At 67.5% G+C, this 21,921-nt stretch carries 19 protein-coding genes; 12 read left to right on the forward strand and 7 right to left on the reverse strand.

Features of this window, described 5'->3' with window-relative positions; all coding sequences use genetic code 11:
* Positions 1-2,005 (forward strand): DNA translocase FtsK (locus AC3WLF_RS26140; RefSeq protein WP_492359023.1); only part of this gene is annotated, 2,005 nt, incomplete at its 5' end.
* 33 nt (positions 2,006-2,038) lie between these two features.
* A complete protein-coding gene (locus tag AC3WLF_RS26145; protein WP_492359024.1) occupies positions 2,039-2,374 on the forward strand; it encodes a cupin domain-containing protein in 336 nt (111 codons plus the stop codon).
* Positions 2,375-2,408: 34 nt separating this feature from the next.
* Here AC3WLF_RS26145 and AC3WLF_RS26150 read toward each other — a convergent pair whose 3' ends face one another.
* Genes AC3WLF_RS26150 through AC3WLF_RS26165 form a run of 4 tightly spaced genes read right to left on the reverse strand, consistent with a single transcriptional unit; the run spans position 2,409 to position 6,047 of the window.
* A complete protein-coding gene (locus AC3WLF_RS26150) occupies positions 2,409-3,005 on the reverse strand; it encodes a peroxidase-related enzyme (RefSeq protein ID WP_492359025.1) in 597 nt (198 codons plus the stop codon).
* Complete coding sequence (locus AC3WLF_RS26155; RefSeq protein ID WP_492320198.1) at positions 3,002-3,538, reverse strand: CMD domain protein; 537 nt, start codon at positions 3,536-3,538, stop codon at positions 3,002-3,004. The genes AC3WLF_RS26150 and AC3WLF_RS26155 overlap by 4 nt, the downstream gene beginning before the upstream one ends.
* 30 nt (positions 3,539-3,568) lie before the next feature.
* Entirely contained in the window at positions 3,569-5,044 is a 1,476-nt protein-coding gene (locus tag AC3WLF_RS26160) for an FAD-dependent oxidoreductase (RefSeq protein ID WP_492359026.1), read from the reverse strand.
* Positions 5,037-6,047, reverse strand: coding sequence for a LysR family transcriptional regulator (locus AC3WLF_RS26165; RefSeq protein WP_492352344.1), 1,011 nt, complete (start codon positions 6,045-6,047; stop codon positions 5,037-5,039). Before AC3WLF_RS26165 ends, AC3WLF_RS26160 begins: the two co-directional genes overlap by 8 nt.
* A 247-nt stretch (positions 6,048-6,294) precedes the next feature.
* Here AC3WLF_RS26165 and AC3WLF_RS26170 point away from each other — a divergent pair, with 247 nt between their 5' ends.
* Complete coding sequence (locus AC3WLF_RS26170) at positions 6,295-7,749, forward strand: glycine betaine ABC transporter substrate-binding protein (RefSeq protein WP_492359047.1); 1,455 nt, start codon at positions 6,295-6,297, stop codon at positions 7,747-7,749.
* On the opposite strand, the gene AC3WLF_RS26175 is transcribed toward AC3WLF_RS26170, so the two are convergent.
* Positions 7,746-9,161 carry an aminotransferase-like domain-containing protein gene (locus AC3WLF_RS26175; protein ID WP_492320201.1) on the reverse strand — a complete coding sequence of 472 codons (1,416 nt, stop codon included), beginning with the start codon at positions 9,159-9,161 and terminating at the stop codon, positions 7,746-7,748. The two genes, AC3WLF_RS26170 and AC3WLF_RS26175, sit on opposite strands and share 4 nt — an antisense overlap.
* A gap of 152 nt (positions 9,162-9,313) precedes the next feature.
* Here AC3WLF_RS26175 and AC3WLF_RS26180 point away from each other — a divergent pair, with 152 nt between their 5' ends.
* The 3 genes from AC3WLF_RS26180 to AC3WLF_RS26190 are packed head-to-tail and all read left to right on the forward strand — an operon-like array spanning position 9,314 to position 12,699.
* Positions 9,314-9,499: a DUF2970 domain-containing protein gene (locus AC3WLF_RS26180; protein WP_010811552.1), complete on the forward strand. Its 186-nt coding sequence runs from the start codon at positions 9,314-9,316 to the stop codon at positions 9,497-9,499.
* 13 nt (positions 9,500-9,512) lie between these two features.
* Positions 9,513-10,847: a c-type cytochrome gene (locus AC3WLF_RS26185; RefSeq protein WP_492359027.1), complete on the forward strand. Its 1,335-nt coding sequence runs from the start codon at positions 9,513-9,515 to the stop codon at positions 10,845-10,847.
* Between the two features lie 7 nt (positions 10,848-10,854).
* The gene (locus AC3WLF_RS26190; RefSeq protein ID WP_492320203.1) at positions 10,855-12,699 is read left to right on the forward strand and encodes an NAD(P)/FAD-dependent oxidoreductase; all 1,845 of its coding nucleotides are present in this window, start codon (positions 10,855-10,857) and stop codon (positions 12,697-12,699) included.
* A gap of 7 nt (positions 12,700-12,706) precedes the next feature.
* Here the strand turns inward: AC3WLF_RS26190 and yihG are convergent, their stop codons facing one another.
* Both yihG and AC3WLF_RS26200 read right to left on the reverse strand, forming a co-directional pair.
* Positions 12,707-13,609: a 1-acylglycerol-3-phosphate O-acyltransferase, YihG family gene (yihG, locus tag AC3WLF_RS26195; RefSeq protein WP_492320265.1), complete on the reverse strand. Its 903-nt coding sequence runs from the start codon at positions 13,607-13,609 to the stop codon at positions 12,707-12,709.
* A gap of 231 nt (positions 13,610-13,840) precedes the next feature.
* Positions 13,841-14,797 (reverse strand): SphA family protein, encoded by a 957-nt coding sequence (locus AC3WLF_RS26200; protein ID WP_492320204.1) that lies wholly within the window; start codon positions 14,795-14,797, stop codon positions 13,841-13,843.
* A 312-nt stretch (positions 14,798-15,109) separates the two neighbouring features.
* On the opposite strand from AC3WLF_RS26200, the gene AC3WLF_RS26205 reads away from it, so the two are divergent.
* The 6 genes from AC3WLF_RS26205 to AC3WLF_RS26230 all read left to right on the forward strand — a co-directional run bounded on the left by AC3WLF_RS26205 (position 15,110) and on the right by AC3WLF_RS26230 (position 21,918).
* A complete protein-coding gene (locus tag AC3WLF_RS26205) occupies positions 15,110-15,895 on the forward strand; it encodes a hypothetical protein (RefSeq protein WP_492357253.1) in 786 nt (261 codons plus the stop codon).
* Positions 15,896-15,925: 30 nt separating this feature from the next.
* A complete protein-coding gene (locus AC3WLF_RS26210; RefSeq protein ID WP_492352337.1) occupies positions 15,926-17,089 on the forward strand; it encodes a BamA/TamA family outer membrane protein in 1,164 nt (387 codons plus the stop codon).
* A 69-nt stretch (positions 17,090-17,158) separates the two neighbouring features.
* Entirely contained in the window at positions 17,159-17,554 is a 396-nt protein-coding gene (locus AC3WLF_RS26215) for a hypothetical protein (protein WP_492320207.1), read from the forward strand.
* 147 nt (positions 17,555-17,701) lie between these two features.
* Complete coding sequence (locus tag AC3WLF_RS26220; RefSeq protein ID WP_492359028.1) at positions 17,702-18,931, forward strand: formylglycine-generating enzyme family protein; 1,230 nt, start codon at positions 17,702-17,704, stop codon at positions 18,929-18,931.
* 51 nt (positions 18,932-18,982) lie between these two features.
* Positions 18,983-20,080 (forward strand): HAD family hydrolase, encoded by a 1,098-nt coding sequence (locus AC3WLF_RS26225; protein WP_492359029.1) that lies wholly within the window; start codon positions 18,983-18,985, stop codon positions 20,078-20,080.
* 128 nt (positions 20,081-20,208) lie between these two features.
* Positions 20,209-21,918 (forward strand): arylsulfatase, encoded by a 1,710-nt coding sequence (locus AC3WLF_RS26230; RefSeq protein WP_492357265.1) that lies wholly within the window; start codon positions 20,209-20,211, stop codon positions 21,916-21,918.
* Positions 21,919-21,921: the final 3 nt, after the last annotated feature.

The following is a 21,921-nucleotide window of genomic DNA, read 5'->3' on the forward strand; positions in this document are numbered from 1 at the left end:
AGCCGAAGCCGAAGCCGAAGCCGAAGCCGAAGCCGAAGCCGAAGCCGAAGCCGAAGCCGAAGCCGAAGCCGAAGCCGAAGCCGAGAGCGGAGATCACGCCGTTGTCATTGGGGAATCCGAAGCGCTGGCAGCTGCCGAGCCCGAACTGGATGTCACCGGTGCCGAGGCCGTAGCCCAGGCCGTGGCAAGCTCCGCGATGGAAGAGAGCAGCGCTCTCGATGCCAGCATCCCGGCACCCGCGGAGGACAACGAACCCGGCGGATTGATGGACGGCAATGGCCTGATCGCCGAGGACGCGGAAGCGGATGCGGCCGAGCCTGCTGGAACAGCAGAAGCACCTGAAGCGACGGAAGCCCCGGAGGTCCCTGAGCCTGCTGAGACACCTGCACTGAACCAGGCGCCGACCCCGGCCGCCAAGCCGCGCATCGTGCTGCCCGCCGTGGTCGGCCGCACCGTGCCGCTCGCTGCCGCCCAGCCTGTGCCCGTGCCGGTGCCGGTCGCGCCGCCGCCGCGCCCCGTCGTCGACTACCGCCTGCCACCGGCCGAACTGCTGGAGACCGGCGTCGACAGCGCCGAACAGGTATCGGAAGAGCGCCTGCGCGAAACCGGCGAGCTGATCGCCCAGCGGCTGGCCGAGTTCAAGGTGCCAGTGGCCGTGGTTGGCGCCGGTGCCGGCCCGGTGATCACCCGCTTCGAGGTCGAGCCCGCCATGGGCGTGCGCGGCGCCCAGGTGGTCGGGCTGATGAAGGACCTGGCGCGCGCGCTGGGCGTGACCTCGATCCGCGTGGTCGAGACCATTCCCGGCAAGACCTGCATGGGGCTGGAGCTGCCCAATGCGCGCCGGCAGATGATCCGGCTGTCGGAGATCGTCAACGCGGCCTCGTTCCAGGCCCACCATTCGCGGCTGGTGCTGGCCATGGGCAAGGACATCACCGGCAATCCGGTGGTGACCGACCTGGCCCGCGCGCCGCACCTGCTGGTGGCCGGCACCACCGGCTCGGGCAAGTCGGTGGCGGTCAACGCCATGATCCTGTCGATGCTGTACAAGGCCACGCCCGAAGATGTGCGCATGATCATGATCGACCCCAAGATGCTGGAGCTGTCGGTCTACGAAGGCATCCCCCACCTGCTGGCGCCGGTGGTCACCGACATGAAGCAGGCCGCGCACGCGCTCAACTGGTGCGTCGGCGAGATGGAAAAGCGCTACAAGCTGATGTCCGCGCTGGGCGTGCGCAACCTGGCCGGCTACAACCAGAAGATCCGCGCCGCGGAGGCCGCCGAGCGCAAAGTGCCGAACCCGTTCTCGCTGACGCCGGACGCGCCCGAGCCACTGTCGCGCCTGCCGATGATCGTGGTGGTGATCGACGAACTGGCCGACCTGATGATGGTCGCCGGCAAGAAGATCGAAGAACTGATCGCGCGCCTGGCACAGAAGGCGCGCGCCGCCGGCATCCACCTGATCCTGGCCACGCAGCGCCCCTCGGTGGACGTGATCACCGGCCTGATCAAGGCCAATATCCCGACGCGCGTGGCGTTCCAGGTCTCGTCCAAGATCGATTCGCGCACCATCCTCGACCAGATGGGCGCCGAGAGCCTGCTCGGCCAGGGCGACATGCTGTTCCTGCCGCCCGGCACCGGCTACCCGCAGCGCGTGCATGGCGCCTTTGTTGCCGACGACGAAGTGCACCGCGTGGTGGAGCACTGGAAGCAATTCGGCGAACCGGACTACGATGAAACCATCCTCGCCGGCGACCCGGCCGAGGCCGGCAGCACCGACCTGTTCGGTGACGGCGGCGGCGAGGGCGAGGCCGACCCGCTCTACGACGAAGCCGCCAGCTTTGTGCTGACCAGCCGCCGTGCATCGATCTCCGCCGTGCAGCGCCAGTTGCGCATCGGCTACAACCGCGCGGCACGCCTGATCGAGCAGATGGAGGTAGCTGGATTGGTGTCGCCGATGGGCCGCAACGGCGCGCGCGACGTACTGGCGCCGGGGCCGGGCAACTGACGGGTTCGGCAACCACGACTTCCCGGAGGCAGCATGCAGCCTGAACACGGAAACCTGCTGGCGGACGTCCCGGCCGGCGCGGTGCAGGAACTCTTCCAGCCGCTGCTGGAACGGCCCGGGCTGCGGATCGAGCGCATCGTCTCCAACGGGCAGACCAGTCCTGAGGGCTTCTGGTACGACAGTGCAGAGGCGGAATGGGTGCTGCTGGTCAGCGGCAGCGCCGCCATCGAGATCGAAGGCCAGTCCGGCCAGCATCCCATGAAGCCGGGTGACTGGCTGCACCTTCCGGCCCACTGCCGCCACCGGGTGGCGTGGACCGATGCCAGCCAGCCCAGTGTCTGGCTGGCGGTGCATCACGGCGCGGGCTGAGCGCCCGCGCGCATTGCGGCTGGCGCCTGACGGCTTACTCCCCGGATTGCTCCGGAAACACCGGCTCGCCCAGGTTCAGCATCAGCCGGTTCGCCCAGGCAAAGATGGCGATCGAGTGGATCAGGTCCAGGATTTCCGCATCCGTGACGCCCGCTTCCCGCAACGGCTTGAGTTGGTCGGCAGTGACTTCGGCGGGCCGCTCGGTCAGTTCGATCGAGAACTTCGCGATTGCCCGCTCGCGCGCAGTCGTGCCGGCGGTATGGGGATCGTCGAACACCTGGCGGATCACGTCGTTGCGCTTGGCCAGTTGTTCGAAGCGCTGGGCATGGACCGATGCGCAGTAGACGCAGCCATTGATGCGCGACACCACCGTGGTGGAGAGCTCGCGTTCGGCGCGCGGCATGCCGCCGGGGGCGTACATGATGGCGTTGAAGGCGGTGGAGCGCTGGCGCAGGATTTCGGGCTGGTGCACCAGGAAGCGGTAGTAATCCTGGACCTTGGCCTTGGGATGGCTCTCTTCGAGTACGGCGACCTGCTCGGGCGTGGCCTGGTCGAGTTCGACCACGTCCAGCCAGGCCTTCCAGTCGAGGACTTCATTAGTGAAGCCGTGGGATTTGATGATCTCGCTCATGCCTGGGCTCCTGCGGCGTTGTCGTTCAGTGCTTTCAGCGCATCCAGGCCGGCCACCAGCCGGACCTGGTACGACAGGAAGGCGACCAGTTGCGCCAGCGTGACCACTGCCGGGGTGCTCAGGCCGGCGGCGGGCAGGGCCTGCAGCGCGGCCTTGTCGCCCTCAACGGGCTTTTCGATCAGCTTGCGGGTGAACTCCAGCATGGCGCGCAGGCGCGTGTCGGCAATATCCTCCGGCTGGCCTTCGGCCGCGGCGCGGACCTGGCTGGCATCTGCGCCGGCTTGCTCAAGGCGCGCGCGATAGTGTGCGGCCAGTGCCGTCGACGGCGTCAGGCGTGCCGCGTACAGCGCAACCAGCAGGCGCTCTGCCAGCGACAGGCCAGGCAGGGCGGGGTCGAACAGGGCGTCGTAGCTGCCTTGCGTGGCGGCCACGACCTTGTTGCGCTGGTGGCGCAGCGCGTGCGTGGCGCTACCCGGCGCGAGGCCGGTGAGCTGGTCGATCAGGTCGACCGTGGAAGTCGGGGGCTGGGTCATCGGACTCTCTAGGTTCAGGTCGGGTGGGATTCAGGCCTTGGCGGTGCGCAGCGCCGGCGGCGGGGCCGGCACCCATTCGTCGCCGAAGACTTCGGGTTCGGCATAGGCCTGCAGCGCGGCGTAGTGCAGCTCAACGTCTTCCTGGTACAGCAGCGCGGCAATGCCCTGGCCGAGCCGGCGTGCGCCGTCGCTGATCGCCGGGATGTCGCCGGACACGGTGCCATGCGACAGCGCCGCCGGATAGCAGAAGCAGTGGATGCGCGTGACGCCGGGGCAGGCGCCGGGCGTCTTCTCCTGGAATTCGAAGGCTGCGCCGAGATCGGGAGAATCGGACAACTCGCGGTCTTCCTGGCCCGCGGGCGGCGCATGGCGGTCGCGCCAGAAGCGGATATGCGGGGCGAAGGCGGCGAACTCCGGCCGTGTTTCCAGCGCGATGCGAAAGCCCGTCGAGAAGATCAGGAAGTCCAGCTCGAACGTGCCCTGCGGTGTCTGCACGTACAGGACATCGCCTTGCGCCTCGATCGCTTCCAGCGCTGCGCCCAGGTTGAAGTAGGCATTGGCATGGCGCGACACGCGCAGCGTGCTGCCGCGCGGCGGCGGCACCTGCTGGGTGTTGATGTAATGGCGCAGCCGCCATTTCCAGGCATCGGACAGCCCGTAGTGGCCGAAAGTCAGGCCCGGATTGCCGGCGCCCTTGCTCTTGTTGACGCGCGGAATGTCCGGGCGGCGGATCAGCATTTCGACGCTGGCGGCGCCCGCCTCCAGCGCGGTCGCGGCGCTGTCCATGCCCGAGGCGCCTGCGCCGACCACGCCCACGCGCTTGCCGCGCAGCTTGGCGTAGTCCATCTCGTCCGAAGAATGCGCCCACAGGTGGCGCGGCAGCGTGTCCGCGACCGGCGGCACGTAGGCACCGCCCAGGCCGTCACGGCCGGTGGCCAGCACCACGCGGCGCGCCAGCACGGTGTGCGGGCCGTCCGGGGTCTGCATCGACAGTGCCACCAGGCCGTCCGCGCGCGGCATGATGGCATCGACCTGGTGCTGGTTGCGGATATCCAGCGCCAGCACCTCTCGGTACCAGCGCAGGTAGTCCATCCATTGCAGGCGCGGGATCTTGTCCAGCGTTTGCCAGGCGGCCTCGCCGAACTGCGCCTCGAACCAGGCGCGGAAGGTCAGGGCCGGCAGGCCCAGCGCGGGGCCGGTCAGCTGCTTGGGCGAGCGCAGCGTCTCCATGCGCGCGGTGGTGGCCCACGGGCCTTCGAAGCCCGCCGGGGCGCGGTCAAAGGCGCGCACGCGGATGCCCAGGTGCGTCAGCGTGGCGCAGGCTGCGAGTCCCGCCATGCCGCCGCCGATGACGGCGGCGTCGAGCACGTCCTGGCCATCGTGGCTGCGCGGCATGGTCCAGGCCTTGGCGGGCAGGTCCAGCCAGGACAGGTCCCGGCGCAGGCGCGCTTCAAGCGCGGCCAGGCCGGCGGCGGGGGTAAGGGCGGGAGCGGATAGGTCAGTCATGGCTTGGAAGTCCGGCATCTTGCGTGAGCGTGTCAGCGTCGTCGCTGGCATTGCCATAGAGCGATTGCAGCAGCGCGCCGTGTTCGGCGGGATCGCGCCGCACCAGGTCGGGCAACAGCGCGGCGGCGGCGTCGGCCACGGCCTGCACCAGCCCCAGCACCGCCGTGCTGGCCGGGCGGGCCTGTGGCGTGATCACGCCGAAGTAGAAAGGGATATCGGCATCGATGGGCCGCACGGCGATATCGGCCAGCGGCAGGCCGCGGGCGGTCACCGGCTCCAGCACGGCGATGCCCAGCCCGGCGCGCACCAGGGTCAGCGCGCTGATCGAGGTGTTGGTGTCGATCACGCCCGCTTTGGGCACGCCGGCGCCAGCCAGGGCCCGGTCGACGCGGCGGCGCAGCCGGTACGGGTTCTGCATGGTGACGATGCGGCGCCGGCGGCAGTCCTGCAGCGCGATCGCAGGCTGCGCGGCCAGTGTGTCGTCAGCACGCACGGCTGCGACGCATGCGGACTGGCCGATCCAGTGCACGGTCACGCCGCGGTGTTCCAGCGGCAGGCTGTTCAGGCCGATGTCGGCGGCGCCGGTCAGCACCGCGTGCACCACCTGTTCGGGCGACACACTCTGCACCGCGACACGTTCCGGCGCGCACAGCCCGCGCTCAAAGGCCAGCGCCAGCGCCGGCGGCAGCAGGCCGGCCGCCAGCGCTGGGGTCGCGGCAATGCGCAGGGGCCGGCCATCGCCGCGCGCCAGCGCCGCGGCGCGGGTGCGGATCTGCTGCATGCCGGCCAGCGTCTGCTCGACTTCGTCATAGAGCAGGAAGCCTTGCTCGGTCGGGCTGACGCGCGGGCCGCTGCGGGTGAACAGGGCAAAGCCCAGCTCGGCCTCCAGCTCCTGGATCAGCCGCGTGATGGCCGGCTGCGAGCGGCCGAGCAGGCGCCCGGCGGCGGTGACGCTGCCGGTGGTGACGACTGCGGCGAAGGCTTCCAGTTGCCGGATTTCCATGGCGGGCCGGGTCTCGGGATTAATGTATGTGTAATCCGGATTCTGACGCCTTCATCATGCAAATGGCAAATACAATTTCGGGATAAGGACATGCGGCAGCTATGATGTAGCGATGCCGGGCGCACACCGGCCCCATATCGGGACAGACGTTTTGGCTTGGATCCACGGCAGTCGGGAGATCGGGAGAACAGGGCGCGCGCTGTGGCGGGCAGTGGCGTGGGTGCTGGCTGCCGCACTCGCGGGCGCGATGCCGGCGCGCGCGGCAGATCCGCTGCGCATCGGCTCCAAGCGCTTCACCGAGTCGTACATCCTTGGCGAACTGCTGACCCAGGCCGCGGGGCCGCCCGGCGCCGCGCAGCACCAGCCAGGGCTGGGCAATACCGCGATCGTCTTCGAGGCGCTGAAGGCCGGCAGCATCGACCTCTATCCCGACTACACCGGCACGCTCGCCGCCGAAATCCTCAAGCAGCCCCCCGGGGCCGGCCTCGATGCCATCCAGCGGGCACTGGCGCCGATGGGGCTGGGCGCGGCAATTCCGCTTGGTTTCGAGAACACCTACGCGCTGGCCGTGTCCGATGCCCGCGCCGGCGCGCTGCGCCGGCTGAGCGACCTCGCCGCGCAGCCGCAGTTCAGGCTCGGCCTGTCCCACGAGTTCCTGGGGCGCGCCGACGGCTGGCCGGGGCTGGCCAGCCGCTATGGGCTGCCGCAACGCCCGCTCGGGCTGGATCACGGCGTCGCCTACGAGGCCTTGGCCGCGGGACAGGTCGATGCCATCGACATCTATTCCACCGACGCCAAGATCCGCAAGTACAAGCTGCGCGTGCTGGAGGACGACCGGCATTACTTCCCGCGCTACGACGCGGTAGTGGTCTACCGCCTCGACGTTCCGCAGCGCTTCCCGCAGGCCTGGCAGGCATTGGAGCGGCTGGCCGGGCGCGTCAGCGCCGACGACATGATCGCCATGAATGCGGCGGCGGAGATCGATGGCCAGTCATTCGACGCGATCGCGCGCGCGTTCCTGGCCGGCACTGCGGGGCAAAAGGCAGCGCATGACGGTGCCGGGCCGCGCGGCCGGCTGTTTGCCGCGCTGTTCGGGCCCGACACCACGCGCCTGGCGCGGCGCCATGTCGGCCTGGTGGCGGGGGCGGTCGGTGCCGCCACGCTGGTCGGCGTGCCGCTGGGGATGCTGGCGGCGCGGCGGCGCCGCACCGGACAGGCGGTGCTTGGCGTGGTCAGCGTGCTGCAGACGGTGCCGTCGCTGGCGCTGTTGGCGATGCTGATTCCGCTGCTGGGCCGCATCGGCGTCTGGCCGGCCATGGTGGCGCTGTTTCTCTATGCCTTGCTGCCGATCGTGCGCAATACCGCGACCGGGCTGGAACAGGTGCCGCAGGGTATGCGCGACGCGGCGCGTGCGCTCGGGCTGCGCGGCGGGCAGGTGCTGCGCTACGTGGAGCTGCCGCTGGCCTTGCCGGTGCTGCTGGCGGGCATCAAGACCGCGGCCATCATCAGCGTGGGCACTGCGACCATCGCGGCCTTTGTCGGCGCCGGTGGTTTCGGCGAGCGCATTGCCACCGGGCTGGCGCTCAACGACACCACGCTGCTGCTCGCGGGCGCGATCCCGGCAGCGGTGCTGGCACTGGTGGTGCAGGCCGCGTTCGAAACCCTGGAGTGGGCGCTGCGCCGCCATCGCGATGCGCGCTAGCTGCCTTGCTGCGCGATCAGCCGCCCGAGGGTGGCGACGGCGGCCTCGGCCTCGTCGCTCCACAGGTGCCCGTAGTTGAGCCGGATGCAGTTGCGGTAGCCCTGCCGCGCGGAGAAGATCGGACCCGGCGCAATGCCGATGCCGGCGTCGAGCGCGGCATGGTGCAGCGCCAGCGCATCGAAGCCCGGCGCAAACTCGACCCACAGGAAATACCCGCCCTCCGGCCGTGACACGCACACGTCTTCCGGGAAATGCTGGCCGATGGCATCGATCATGCGGCCCTGCTGCGTCTCCAGCATGTGGCGCAGCTTGCGCAGGTGCTTGTCGTAGCCGCCGTGCTGCAGGTATTCGGCCAGCGCCACCTGCGTGGGCACGCCGGCCGACAGCGTGGTCATCAGCTTGAGCCGCTGGATGGCCTCGCCAAAGCGGCCCGGCGCCACCCAGCCGATGCGGAAGCCCGGCGCCAGCGTCTTCGAGAACGAGCTGCAGTGCATCACCAGCCCCTGCGTGTCGAAGGCCTTGGCCGGCAGCGGGCAGCGGTTGCCGAAGTAGAGCTCGCCATAGACATCGTCCTCGATCAGCGGCACCTGGTGGCGCGCCAGCAAGGCCACCAGCGCCTTCTTCTTGTCTTCCGACATGCTGGCGCCGAGCGGATTCTGGAACTGCGTCATGAACCAGCACGCCTTGACCGGGTGCCGTGACAGTGCGGTGTCGAGCGCGCCCAGGTCGATGCCTTCGGCGGGGTCGACCGGGATCTCCACGGCCTTGAGCCGCAGCCGCTCCAGCGCCTGCAGCGAGGCATAGAAGCCGGGCGATTCGATTGCCACCACGTCGCCCGGCTGCGTCACCGCCATCAGGCACAGGTTGAGCGCCTCGAGCGCGCCGTTGGTGACGATCAGGTCCTCGGCCGGCTGCGGCGCGCCCGCGCCCAGGTAGCGCAGTGCGATCTGGCGGCGCAGCGCGGCATTGCCCGGCGGCAGGTCGTTGACCGAGTACCACGGGTCGAGCGCGCGGCCGGCGCGCGCCAGCGACTTGCCCAGCCGCTCCCACGGGAACAGCTCGGGCGACGGAAAGGCCGAGCCGAACTGCACCAGCTCGCGGTCGCGCGCGCCTTCCAGCACGGCGAACACCAGCTTGGAGATGTCCACCTGCGTCGACACCTGGCGCGACGGCCGCGCCTGCGGCTGGGGCAGCTCGCGCCGCGCCGGTCCCGCCACGTAGTAGCCGGAGCGCTCGCGCGCCCGCACCAGTCCGCGCTCTTCCAGCCGGTAATAGGCCTGGAACGCGGTCGAGGGGCTGACGCCATACTGGGCCACGGTCTTGCGGATCGACGGCAGGCGCGTGCCCGGCGGCAGGCTGCCATTGCGGATATCGGCGGCCAGGGTTTCGGCAAGGGCTTCGTAGCGTTTCATGGCGGCTTGGCGGGGGCTTGGCGGGTCAGCGCATTATCTCCCCGCCAGGCAAACTGATACGTAGATTTTCCTGGTATCTGATGCTGTTATGGATGGCGCGCACAGCCCATAATCGGCATCTCGTACACAAAGGCGTTGTGCAAGGAGATGCCATGAACCCGTTGAGGCTGTTGCGGACCGTGCTGTGGGGCTTCTTTGGCCTGCGCCAGGGGCAGGAGCACCAGCGCGACCTGGACACCTTGCGCCCGGTGCCGCTGATCCTGACCGGCGTAGCCGTGGCCGCGGGGCTGGTGGTGTGCCTGGTGCTGGCGGCAAACTGGGCGGTGTCGGCTGCGTGAACTGACTGCCCCCATGCTTCTCTTGCCCCAAGGACTTGATATCGCCACATCCCGCGCGCTGCGCAAGCTGGCCAGCCTGACGCTGGCGGTGCTGCTGACCATGGGCATGGCGCTGGCCGCCACCGACACGCAACAGATCGAACGCGGCCGCTACCTGGCGCGCATCGCCAACTGCGCCGCCTGCCATACCAGCGCAGGCGGCAAGCCTTTCGCCGGCGGCCTGCCGATCCGCACGGCGGTCGGCACGATCCATTCGACCAATATCACGCCCGATACCGGCAGCGGCATCGGCGCCTATACCCTGGCCGAGTTCGACCGCGCCTTGCGCCACGGCGTGGCGCGCGACGGCAAGCGGCTCTATCCGGCGATGCCGTATCCCTCGTACGCGCGCATGCGCGCCGAGGACGTGGCGGCGCTGTACGCCTACCTGCGTGCCGAGGTGGCGCCGGTCACCCAGCACAATCCCGCGCCGCAGATGCGCTGGCCGTTCAGCGTGCGCAGCCTGCTGGCGGTGTGGAACGTCCTGTTCGTCGATGACGACCCGGTCCGCACCGACCCCGCGCGCGGCGCAGCCTGGAACCGCGGTGCCTACCTGGTGCAGGCGGTGGCGCACTGCGGCGCCTGCCATACGCCGCGCGGCAACCTGTTCGCCGAGAAGGGGCTGGACGAGCGCAGCCGCCATTTCCTGTCCGGGGCGAGCGTGGAGGGCTGGTCCGCCACCAACCTGACCGGCGACCAGGTCACCGGCCTGGGCGCGTGGTCGCGCGCGGATATCGCCGAATTCCTGCGCACCGGGCGCAACGGGCACGCGACCTCGTTCGGGCCGATGTCCACGGTAATTTCCACCGCCACCCAGTACATGAGCGCGCCCGACCTCGATGCCGTGGCCGCCTACCTGAAATCCCTGCCCGGCGCGCGCGGCGAGGACAAGCCGTTCCGGCACGATGCCGCCACCGCGCAGCAGCTGCGGCAGGGCCGCTTCGATGTGCCCGGTGCGCGCCAGTACGCGGTGTTCTGCATGCCTTGCCATGGCGCCGACGGCAAGGGCTTTGCCCGCGTGTTCCCGCCGCTGGCCGGCAACCCCACCGTGGCCGATCCCGACCCGGCCTCGCTGGTGAACCTGCTGCTCGACGGCGCCGTGACCGCGCGCGTGGGCACCGCGCCGGCGGATTACCACATGCCCGGCTATGGCTGGACGCTGGACGACCAGGAACTGGCCAATGTGCTGACCTTTATCCGCGGCAGCTGGGGCAACCGCGCGGCGCCGGTGCCGGAAGCCGCCGTGGCGGCACGGCGCAATGCGCTGGCCGCGCAGCACCCGGCCGCGGCAGGCGACGCATCCCGATGAGCACCCGATGACGATTACGCGCAGAGACTTCCTCAACGGCACCGCCCTGACCATTGCCGCCGGCCTTGCGCCCGTGCAGTTGCTGCACGCGCAGCAGGGCGGGGCAGGCGTGGCGTATCCGCCCGCGCTGACCGGCCTGCGCGGCAACCATGCCGGCACCTACACGCTGGCGCACAGCCTGGCGCGCGAGGGCGCGAAATACCCGGTCGTAATGGCGCGCGAGGCTTTCGACCTGGTGGTGGTCGGCGGCGGCCTGAGCGGGCTGGCGGCGGCGTGGTTCTACCGGCGCCGTTTCGGCGCCAACCGGCGCATCCTGATCCTGGACAACCACGACGACTTCGGCGGCCATGCCAAGCGCAACGAGTTCACGGTGCGCGGCAAGCGGCTGGTGACCTATGGCGGCAGCGCAGAAATGCCGGCAGGCGCTGCCAGCGACGCCGCGGTGCGCGAACTGCTGGCGGGGATCGGGCTCGATGCCACGCGCCCGCCTGGCACTGTGCCTGCGGATCCCTATGCCGCGCTCGGCATGGGCCGCGCCGTGTTCTTCGATGCCGAGCATTTCGGGCGCGACCAGTGGGTGGCTGGCGATCCGTTCGGCGAGCTGATCGATTCCCGCAGCGGGCAGCAGGCCGGTGCCCCGGATGCGGCTGCCCTGTCGCGCTTCCTGGACAACACGCCTTTGCCTGCCGCGGACCGCGCTGCGCTGGCGCGGCTGGCCGCCGGCACCACTGATTACCTGCCGGCGCTGTCCGGGGCCGAGCGCGCGGCAGCGCTGCGCTCCATGCGTTACGCCAGCTTCCTGCGTGACAAGGCCGGCATCGGCCTGGCCGGGCAGCGCTTCCTGCGCAGCCGCAGCAACGATGCCTATGCGCTCGATGCCGATGGGATTTCGGTTGCCGACGCCATTGCCATCGGCCTGCCTGCCGGCGCCAACATGCCCGCGCCGGCGGGCAATGCGCGGCTTGGCAAGTCGCCGGCATCGCGCCTGTGGTTTCCGGATGGCAATGCCTCGCTGGCACGGCTGCTGGTGCAGAGCCTGATCCCGGGCGCGGCGTCGATCGCGCGGCCGGCCGATGTGGTGTCGGCCGCGTTCGACTACAGCCGGCTGGACCGCGACGGGCAGCCGGTGCGCCTGCGCCTGAACAGCACCGCGATCGCGGTCGAGCCCGACGGCAATATCACGCGCGTGACCTACGGGTTCAGCGGCAACCTGCATCGCGTCGAGGCGCGCCACGTGGTGCTGGCCGGCTACAACATGATGATCCCGTACCTGCTGCCGTCGCTGCCGGCCAAGCAGAAAGAGGTGCTGCACAACGAGGCCAAGGCGCCGCTGGTCTACACCAAGGTGGCGCTCGACCACTGGCAGGCGTTCGCCGCGCTGCGCACGCGCCGCATCCACGCGCCGGCCATGGCCTATACCGACCTGTGGCTGGAGCCGCCGGCGGGCAGGCAGCCCTCCGATCCGGCCGTGCTGCACATGCTCTATGTGCCGACCGTGCCTGACAGCGGCATGCAGGCGCGCGACCGCTTCCGCGCGGGCCGCGCCTTGCTGCTGGGCACGCCGTTCGACACGCTGGAGCGCGACATCCGCGCGCAGCTTGACCGCATGCTCGGGCACAAGGGCTTTGCTTCGAAGGACGTGATCCGCGGCATCACCGTCAACCGCTGGGCGCATGGCTACAGCTATATGCCCGACAGCCTGGCCGCTGAGAACGTGGCGCCCGACGCGGTGTGGCCAGGGCTGGCCGGCGTGGGCAATATCAGCATCGCCAACAGCGACAATGCCGGCAGCCCTTCGCTGACCGCGGCGGTGGGACAGGGGAAGCGGGCAGTCGAGCGGCTGCCCGGGTAGCAGGGCTTCAGCCTTCGCGCGGCGGCGTCAGCGCATCGATCTCGGCGTCCTTGGCTTCCCACTGGCGTGCCAGCCAGTTGTGGAATTCCGTGCGGAAGGCCTTGTCGCTGCCGTAGTCGGCCTCGCAGAAGGCCGGCGGCACCGGCAACTGCCGCATGCGCACCAGCACCGGGCCGGCGCGTCCGCAGGCCAGGTCCCAGAAGCCTGGCGCGCCTTCCGGGTACACGATGGTGACGTCGAGCAGGGAGCGGAACTTGTTGCCCATCGCATTCAGCGCCACCGCCAGCCCGCCGGCCTTGGGCTTGAGCAGATGGCGGTACGGTGAGTCCTGGGCCGCGCGCTTGGCCTCGGTGAAGCGGGTCCCTTCGGCAAATACCATCACGCTGGTCGGCACCAGCGAAAACTTCGCGCAGGCGCGCTTGGCCGTTTCCTGGTCCTGGCGCCGCAACGCCGGATTGCGCCGCAGCTGCGCCTTGCCGTGGCGCTTCATGAACGGAAAGTCCAGCGCCCACCACGCCAGCCCGATCACCGGCACATAGATCAGCTGCTGCTTCAGGAAAAACTTCAGCAGCGGGATGCGCCGGTTCAGCGAGCGCTGCAGCACGAAGATATCGGCCCACGACTGGTGGTTGCAGTTGACCAGGTACCAGTCGGCATAGCGCAGTCCCTCATTGCCCTGGACGTCCCACGGCTCACGCTGGATCCACGCGAACCAGCCGGTGTTGCCGGAGATCCAGGCGGTGGCGATGCCGTTGAGCATCGGATCGATGCGCCGCCTGACGGCGGCAAACGGCAGCACCAGCTTGAGCAGCGCGAGCGGGAACAGCAGCGCGCACCAGAACAGCGTGCTGCCGCTCAGCAGCGTCCAGCTGAGCGTGCCGGTGAGCCACGCGAAGCGGCCGCGCGGCACCGGAGCCGGACGGCGGCGAGTTGGCGGTGGGGAGGGCTGACTGGTTGAGGCATTGGTGCCGGTGGCACCGGTTGAAGGGGAGGGAACTGAGGTCATGGATGCCAGTTTGCAGGCTTGAAAAGGTTGAGGGCTTGCGCGTGATCAAGGCAGGCACTATTGCGTGCGTACTTCAACTTGCCCAAAGGGGTGCATGGCATGCATTCTGCCTTGCCGCGGGGGAACGCACAGGCCTCAGAACACGATAGTCGCCGTCCCCATGAATGTGTTCGTACTCTTCAGGCGGTTCTTGCTGGCGACGGTCGGCACCCAGCGCAGGCCAAGCGAGAGCAGACTCTTGGCGCCGATCTTGGTGTCGTAGGTGACGATCGGGCCCACCGCCCAGTCATGTCCGCGGAAGCCGTTCAGGCGGTCGGCGAGCGGGCCGCTGTCGTCGCCGAGCTGCTGCGTCGTGCCCGCGATCAGCCCGAGGCCGGCACCGTTGGCAAAGCGCTTGAGCAGCATGGTGTCGAGCGTGAACAGCGGCGCGTTCTGGTAATCGGTGGCGTTGTTGCGGGTGTAGAACTGGATCCCGGCCACGGCATCGAACTCAAGCCCTTGTTCGGGAAACAGCTTGGTGTAGGCCACCTGCGGAATGAAGGTCCAGTTGTTCAGGCTGGGGTTGGCCAGGGCGTTGGGGTCGTACTTGCCGGTCGGCGCCCACACGTTCAGGCTCAGCGCCACGTGCTCGGTCTTCGAGAAATGGTAGCCCGCGATGATCGGTGCGAAGGTAATGTCGAACAGGTTCGATGCGGTGTCCTGCGTCTTGCCCCCCAGCCCGCCCACGCTGAGGTTGGCGGTCACCTTGGTCCAGACATAGGGCAGCGTGAAGCTGGAGGCAAAGTTCCAGGGGCCGGTGTCGGTGTCCCAGACTTTCATCACCGTTGCCAGGGTGAACGCGACTTTGCCGTCCACGCCCAGCGCTGCCTTGCCCGCGATGGGCACGCTGCGGCTGCCGCTGATCGAGCCATCCAGGTAGATCTCGCCGACGTTTACGATCAGCGCCGGCTCCGGCGACACGACCCCTACATTGGGAAGCACGCTGGTGCCGGTCACGGGTCGCCCCAGGGCGCCTTCAGTCGCGTGCGCACCTGCACAGGCAAAGAGGAAGGGGGCAGCAACGGCGAGCCGGTTTGCGATGGTCTTTGACATATTCACGGAATATGAAGTGCAAGGCCGGCCCGGCGCTTGCCGGAATGCCGGACCCTGGCGCATGCCTGCCAGCGCCAGCTACAGTGAAATCACACGGTAAGGCAATGCCCAACCCTTATATTTTTGCGAAATTGCATACTACCAGCAAAGACCGCCGTCACTGCCAGCGCGCAAACCGATGAAAATCTTCATCACGGCATCGTAAATATTTACTTCACAAGCCCTGAGACGCTCTGCGATGATGGAAACGCCATATTCAATGGCGGGTGTTACCAATTTCGTTCAGGGCGGCCTTTCGAAATGAATTCAGTCATGCAGAAACTACGGCTAGCTGCGGGTAGCGTTGCGGTGATCTTGCCGCTGCTTGCCAGTGCGGCCGGGCCATCGACAGAGGACATGAATTCGTCAAACAATCCGCTTAGCCCGACTATTACCCTGAATCTGCAGGACCAGTATGTGGGGCGCTATTACGGACTCGGCGACGAGGACGGCAACAGCGTCTTGTTGCGCGGCACCATTCCACACAAGCTGTTCGGGTTGCCGCAGATCGTCCGGTTTACGATGCCGGTCGTGACCACGCCGAACGTGGCGCCGGACGGCAGCAAGACCGGGCTGGGCGACCTGAACCTGTTCAACCTGGTCCTGCTCAAGGGGATGGGGGTGGAATGGGGCATCGGGCCCCAGCTGACCATCCCGACGGCATCGCGCGACCAGACCGGCACCGGGAAATGGCAAGCCGGCCTGGCTGGCGTGGCAATCTCCCCGCAGAAATGGGGCATGATCGGCGGGCTCGTGACCTGGCAGCATTCCTTTGCCGGGGAAAGCGACCGGCCTACCCAGGATAACCTGACCGCGCAGCCGTTCGTGATCTATAACCTGCCGCAAGGCTGGTACCTGCGCAGCAGCGCGACCTGGAATTTCGACCTCAAGCGTGGGAATTATTACATCCCCCTCGGTATCGGCGCGGGCAAGATCTGGAAAATCGGCAAGGAAACCTACAACCTGTTTGCCGAGCCGCAATGGACGGTGGGGCACGAGGGAGTCGGGGTGCCCAAATTCCAGGTGTTCATGGGCTTGAATATCCAGTTCCCGCTGTAGCCATAAACAGGGACCTTTCATAACTTGCTGATGACCCGCTCCCAGGCAAGCCAGCGCATTGCATCGCTGCTAGGCGCACTGGCCTTGCTCTGGTGCGGCGCCGCCTTCGGCCAGGCTGAAGCGCCGGCTGAAAAGAAACCGCTGTCGTTCTTCGATCCTGAGGACGGCAAGCTGGACATGAGCGACTTCCTGCTCAATCACAAGGGCGCGCTGCCGGTGCCGGTCGTTATCACGGAACCAGCCGTTGGCTACGGCGGCGGGCTGGGGCTGATGTTTTTCTCCGAATCCATGGCGGATGCGGCGGCCAGCGCCAAGGCCAGTGGAAAGGGGCCCGCACCGCCGAACATTACTGCCATCGGCGGTGCGTATACGGAAAACGGCACCTGGGGCGCCGGCGTGGCGCACTTCCACACCTGGGACGGCGACCGCTACCGTTATCTTGGGGGCATCGCCAAGGTCAATGCAAACCTGGACTACTTCGGCTTGCTGAACCAGCCCCGTGCCTACGAACTCAGAGGCGTGGCATTGGTGCAACAACTGCTCGTGCGGGTTGCCGATACGCGTTGGTACGTGGGGCCGCGCTACGTGTATTTCGATTCGACCGCGACCTTCAAGGTTGGCGATGCGGGTGAACTCGGCAGCTTCGACAAGACCCAGCGCATCGGCAAGGCCGGGCTGGTGGTGGACTACGACTCGCGCGACAACATCTTCTATCCCAGCCGCGGCAGCTATGCCGAGCTGGAGGCGCAGTTTGCGCGCGGCGGCTTTGGCAGCACGCAGTCATTCAATATGTACAACGCGCGCGGCTTCACCTGGCTGCCGCTGGCGCGCACCGTGATCCTGGGGCTGCGCGCCGATACGCGCTTTTCCACCGGCGACGTGCCGTTCTACGCGCAGCCGTTCGTGGACTTGCGCGGGGTGCAGAAGGGGCGCTACCAGGACCGCAATGCGCTGGCGGCTGAAATGGAGCTGCGTTGGGACGTGACGCCGCGCTGGTCGCTGCTGGGCTTCACCGGTGTCGGCAAGGCATACGGGCGCTGGCATGATTTTTCCGATGCCTCGACCGTCTACAGCGTCGGTGCGGGCTTTCGCTACATGATTGCGCGCAAGCTCGGTGTCTCGATCGGTCTTGACGTGGCCCACAGCAAGGGCCAGAACGCCTTCTATATCCAGGTGGGGAGCGCATGGCACTGAGTTGCCGGAACCGCTCCATGTGCCGGTAGGGTGTCCTGGCGCCCACGCGCTCAACCTGCTCGCTACGCTATGGCAGCCAAGAAGATCAAGGACAGGAGGGGCATGATCGCCAGGCTGTCTGCCCCCGATGAGACGGCCAGCCGGAACTACCTGCGCGAAGCGGTGCTGCTCTGCGAAACGCATCTGGCCGGGCTGCCGGATGTCTCCAGGCCTTACTTCGGCGGGCACTTCGTCTGGCAAAACCGCGTTCACTACTATGTGGCCGGCCAGGAGAACGGCGGCCGCAGCCGCTTGATCGAGGTGTTCGTGATCGACGCTGGCGAAAACCTGGAGCCGCTGCACGCCTTTCAGTATCCGCCACCGCTGGCAGCGCTGTTTCCGGCGGACTACGGCATCCTCAATGAGGGTGAGGAAGATCCGGCGGCCCTGACGAAGATGGTGCCAAGGGCAGATAGCGAGCGATGAGCAGGGCGCCAGTGGCAGTGCGCGCAAGAAAAACTTAATTCACTTGGCCTCCGAACGAGAAAAAGCTGACTTCTGATAGCCGTAGCCATCTGAGATCATGGTTTGCGCTGAGTCAGCATGATTCTTGTATACAAAGAGGCGGAGTGAATGAGCGGACGACGTAAAGGCAGCAATCCCGGCGCGGGCGCGGGGCGTTCCGGCTCAGTTGCGCTTGCCGCGGGACGGCGCAGCGGGCAGAAGGCACTGATCCTGGTGCTGCTGGGTCTCGGGGTCGCAGCAGGCCTCGGCGCCAGCTACTGGTACATGCAGGGGCGGACGCCAACGGCGCCCGCCATCGTCATCGGCGATGGCAAGCGCGGACCCGCTGGCATGGTGCGCGTGCCCGGCGGCGAATTCCTGATGGGCAGCGACAGCAAGATGGCCCAGGTCAACGAGAAGCCGGCACACAAGGTGCGTGTACACGCCTTCTGGATGGACCAGCACCACGTCACCAATGCGGAATTCCGCAAGTTCGTCGAAGCCACTGGCTACGTGAGCACCGCCGAGAAGCCGCCCGAGTGGGAAACCCTGAGAGTCCAGCTGCCCCCGGGCACGCCCAGGCCGCCCGCCAGCGCCATGGTTGCGGGTGGCATGGTGTTCGTCGGGACGCCGCGTCCCGTGCCGTTGCGGGATTACTCGCGCTGGTGGCGCTATGTCCCGGGCGCGGACTGGCGCCATCCGGGCGGCCCGGGCACCTCGATCGAAGGCAAGGACGACCACCCGGTGGTGCAGGTCTCCTATGAGGATGCCGAAGCCTACGCCAAATGGGCCGGCAAGCGCCTGCCGACTGAAGCCGAATGGGAGTTCGCCGCCCGCGGCGGCCTGGAGCAGGCCACCTATGCCTGGGGCGAGCAATTCACGCCTGAGGGCAAGCAGATGGCCAATGTCTGGCAGGGCCAGCAGAACCAGCCGTTCCCGGTTGTCAGCCCCAAGGCTGGCGGCGCGCTGGGCACCAGCCCGGTCGGCACCTTCCCGCCCAATGGTTATGGCCTGGCCGACATGACCGGCAACGCCTGGCAATGGGTGGCCGACTGGTATCGCGCCGACCAGTTCCGGCGCGAGGCCAGCGCGAATCGCCTGGTCGAGAACCCGACCGGCCCGGCCGTCTCCTGGGACCCGGGCGAGCCCGGCATACCCGTCGATGCGCCAAAGCGCGTGACGCGCGGCGGCTCCTTCCTCTGCAACGAGGACTACTGCCTGAGCTACCGGCCCAGCGCGCGGCGCGGGACCGACCCGTACAACAGCATGTCCCACCTGGGCTTCCGGCTGGTGATGGATGACAGCCGTTGGGCGGAAATGCGCCAGCAGCAAGCCGTGGCGATGGCGCGGCAGCCGTAGCGCTGCCGGGACTTCCGCAACCGTATCCGAGCAACGACAGGAACTCGCGTCATGGACCATCCCACCCTTGCCCTGCCTCGCCGCGCGTGGCTGCCACGGCCGGCGCTGGCCGCCCTGGCGCTGGCGCTGACCGTCTCCGGCGCGAGCCTCACTGGCTGCACGACGCCGCCTGCGGCCGCTGGTGACAGGCAGTCCGCCTATGCGCCGGCGCCCGAAATCAGCGCCGCCGAGGCCTTGCCGTCGTGGCGCGACGGTCCGGTCAGGCAGTCGATCGTCAAGTTCGTCAGCGATGTCACGCGGCCGGGCTCGCCCGCCTTTGTCCCGCCAGAAGCGCGCGTTGCCGTCTTCGACAACGATGGCACGCTGTGGAGCGAGCAGCCGCTGTACTTCCAGTTCTTCTTCCTGCTCGACCAGGTCAGGGCGGCGGCGCCCCAGCACCCGGAATGGAAGAACAACCCCGCCTTCAAGGCGCTGATGGCCAACGACATGCAGGGCCTGATGCGCAATGAAAAGCAACTCACCGCGCTGATCATGACTGCCAACAGCGGCATGACGGTGGAAGAGTACGACCGCACCATCCGTGACTGGCTGGCGAAGGCGCAGCACCCGAAGTTCAAGCGTCCCTTCACGGAACTGGTCTATCAGCCGCAGCTGGAACTGCTCGCCTTCCTGCGTGCAAACGGATTCAAGACCTACATCGTCTCCGGCGGCACGATCGAATTCATGCGGCCCTGGACCGCGAAGACCTACGGCATTCCGCCCGAGCAGGTGATCGGCTCCTCCCAGGCGATCCGCTATGTGACGCGAGGCGGCAAAGGGGCGCTGGTGCGCGACCCGAAGATGGATTTCGTCGATGACGGTCCGGGCAAGCCGGTCGGCATCTACCGCAATATCGGCCGCCGCCCGATCCTCGCCGTCGGCAATTCCGACGGCGACCTGCAGATGCTGGAGTACACCACCAGCGGCGATGGGCCGCGCATGGCGGTGCTGGTGCGCCACGACGACGCCGAACGCGAGTTCGCCTACGACCGCGAATCGAAGGTCGGCAAGCTCGACAAGGCGCTCGATGCCGCCGCGGCAAAGGGCTGGACGGTGGTCAGCATGAAGCAGGACTGGCAGCGGATTTATCCCGGGAACAAGCCGCAGTGAGCAGGGTTTGCCTGCCCGGCAGGCATTCGCGCGCACGGAAAGCAAAGTGATGGTTGGCCTGTCAATTGGAGGCGGAAATGAGTCAAGCGAAGGAAGCAAACGGGAAGAGGCAGGGGTGCCGCTTTGCTATGGCCGTGATGGCAGTCGCCATTCTGACCATTGCGGGCTGCAAAAAGGCTGAGGAAGCCAAGGCGCCTGCGGAGGCGCCGGCTGCGGCGCAGCCGTCCGGTGCACCGCCCACCGCGGCGGCGCCGGCACCGGCCAAAGAGAATCCGCCTGTTGCCCTGGAAGCCCCGACTCCCGCGGGCACCGGCTCCGCGCCGGCGGCCCCGGCCGGAGCTGCCTCAGGCAAGAAGCCCAATATCCTGGTGATTTTCGGTGACGACGTCGGGCAGACCAATATCAGCGCCTACAGTCACGGCGTTGTGGGCTATCGCACGCCAAACATCGACCGCATTGCCCGCGAAGGCATGATGTTCACGGACTACTACGCCGAAAACAGCTGCACGGCGGGCCGTTCCACCTTCATCACTGGTGAAGTGGGCCTGCGCACCGGCCTGCTGAAGGTTGGCATTCCCGGCGCGAAGGTCGGCCTGCAGGCGCAGAACGTGACGATCGCCCAGGCGCTGAAGCCGCTTGGCTATGCAACTGGCCAGTTCGGCAAGAACCACCTCGGCGACCGCGACGAATACCTGCCGACGGCGCATGGCTTTGACGAGTTCTTCGGCAATCTCTACCACCTGAATGCGGAAGAGGAGCCGGAGCAACCCTACTATCCCAAGAACGACACCAACTTCACCAAGGGGAACTCTCCGCGTGGTGTGCTTCACTCCTTTGCGGATGGCAAGATCGAAGATACCGGCCCACTGAACAGGAAGCGGATGGAGACGATCGACGACGAAACCACGCAGGCGGCAGCCGACTTCATCACCAAGCAGGCGAAGGCCGACAAGCCCTTCTTTGTGTGGATGAACACCACGCGCATGCACCTGTTCACCCACGTGCGGCCTTCCATGAAGGGCCAGAGCGGCATGGCCGGCAACGATTACGCCGATGGCATGATCGAACATGACGGCCACGTCGGCAAACTGCTCAAGACGCTGGATGACCTGAAGCTGGCCGAAAATACCATCGTCATCTACACCACCGATAACGGCCCGAACCAGTGGTCATGGCCGGATGCCGCCACCACGCCGTTCCGCAGTGAAAAGGACACCAACTGGGAAGGCGCGTTCCGCGTGCCGGCCATGGTTCGCTGGCCGGGACGCATCCAGCCTGGCACGGTATCTACCACGATGATCTCGGGCCTTGACTGGTTCCCCACGCTGCTCGCAGCGGCCGGCGATACCGACATCAAGGAGCGCCTGTTGAAGGGGACCAGCGTTGGCGGCAAGTCCTTCAAGGTGCATCTGGACGGCTACAACTTCGTGCCGTACCTCACCGGGCAGTCCAAGACCGGACCGCGTAGCGATTTCTACTACTTCAATGACGACGGCATGCTGGTCGCCTATCGCTACAACGACTTCAAGATTGTCTTCTGCGAGCAGCGCAAGCCTGGCGGGTTCGAGGTATGGTCCAATCCCTTCACCTGCCTGCGGGCGCCGAAGGTCTTCAATCTGCGCATGGATCCTTACGAGCGCGCCGACGTCGTGTCCGACCAGTACTATGACTGGCTTGGCAAGAATGCCTATCTGATTCAGTACGGCGTATGGCGGGTGGCACCGTTCCTCCAGACCTTCAAGGATTATCCGCCGTCCCAGCGTCCGGCGAGCTTCAGCATCGACCAGATGATGGAGGCCCTGACCAAGAGCCTGGACCAGCCCTCCAAAGCGAAGTAAGCA

The sequence above is a fragment of the Cupriavidus sp. FW306-01-F10A genome (assembly GCF_058782785.1).

Coding starts and splice junctions, on each gene's coding strand:
- AC3WLF_RS26180 (WP_010811552.1), top strand. CDS start 9,314: ATGAACCCGTTGAGGCTGTTGCGGACCGTGCTGTGGGGCTTCTTTGGC.
- AC3WLF_RS26200 (WP_492320204.1), bottom strand. CDS start 14,797: ATGTCAAAGACCATCGCAAACCGGCTCGCCGTTGCTGCCCCCTTCCTC.
- AC3WLF_RS26185 (WP_492359027.1), top strand. CDS start 9,513: ATGCTTCTCTTGCCCCAAGGACTTGATATCGCCACATCCCGCGCGCTG.
- AC3WLF_RS26175 (WP_492320201.1), bottom strand. CDS start 9,161: ATGAAACGCTACGAAGCCCTTGCCGAAACCCTGGCCGCCGATATCCGC.
- AC3WLF_RS26145 (WP_492359024.1), top strand. CDS start 2,039: ATGCAGCCTGAACACGGAAACCTGCTGGCGGACGTCCCGGCCGGCGCG.
- AC3WLF_RS26210 (WP_492352337.1), top strand. CDS start 15,926: ATGACCCGCTCCCAGGCAAGCCAGCGCATTGCATCGCTGCTAGGCGCA.
- AC3WLF_RS26205 (WP_492357253.1), top strand. CDS start 15,110: ATGCAGAAACTACGGCTAGCTGCGGGTAGCGTTGCGGTGATCTTGCCG.
- AC3WLF_RS26170 (WP_492359047.1), top strand. CDS start 6,295: ATGCCGGCGCGCGCGGCAGATCCGCTGCGCATCGGCTCCAAGCGCTTC.
- AC3WLF_RS26220 (WP_492359028.1), top strand. CDS start 17,702: ATGAGCGGACGACGTAAAGGCAGCAATCCCGGCGCGGGCGCGGGGCGT.
- AC3WLF_RS26160 (WP_492359026.1), bottom strand. CDS start 5,044: ATGACTGACCTATCCGCTCCCGCCCTTACCCCCGCCGCCGGCCTGGCC.
- AC3WLF_RS26155 (WP_492320198.1), bottom strand. CDS start 3,538: ATGACCCAGCCCCCGACTTCCACGGTCGACCTGATCGACCAGCTCACC.
- AC3WLF_RS26150 (WP_492359025.1), bottom strand. CDS start 3,005: ATGAGCGAGATCATCAAATCCCACGGCTTCACTAATGAAGTCCTCGAC.
- AC3WLF_RS26230 (WP_492357265.1), top strand. CDS start 20,209: ATGGCCGTGATGGCAGTCGCCATTCTGACCATTGCGGGCTGCAAAAAG.
- AC3WLF_RS26190 (WP_492320203.1), top strand. CDS start 10,855: ATGACGATTACGCGCAGAGACTTCCTCAACGGCACCGCCCTGACCATT.
- AC3WLF_RS26225 (WP_492359029.1), top strand. CDS start 18,983: ATGGACCATCCCACCCTTGCCCTGCCTCGCCGCGCGTGGCTGCCACGG.
- AC3WLF_RS26165 (WP_492352344.1), bottom strand. CDS start 6,047: ATGGAAATCCGGCAACTGGAAGCCTTCGCCGCAGTCGTCACCACCGGC.
- AC3WLF_RS26215 (WP_492320207.1), top strand. CDS start 17,159: ATGGCAGCCAAGAAGATCAAGGACAGGAGGGGCATGATCGCCAGGCTG.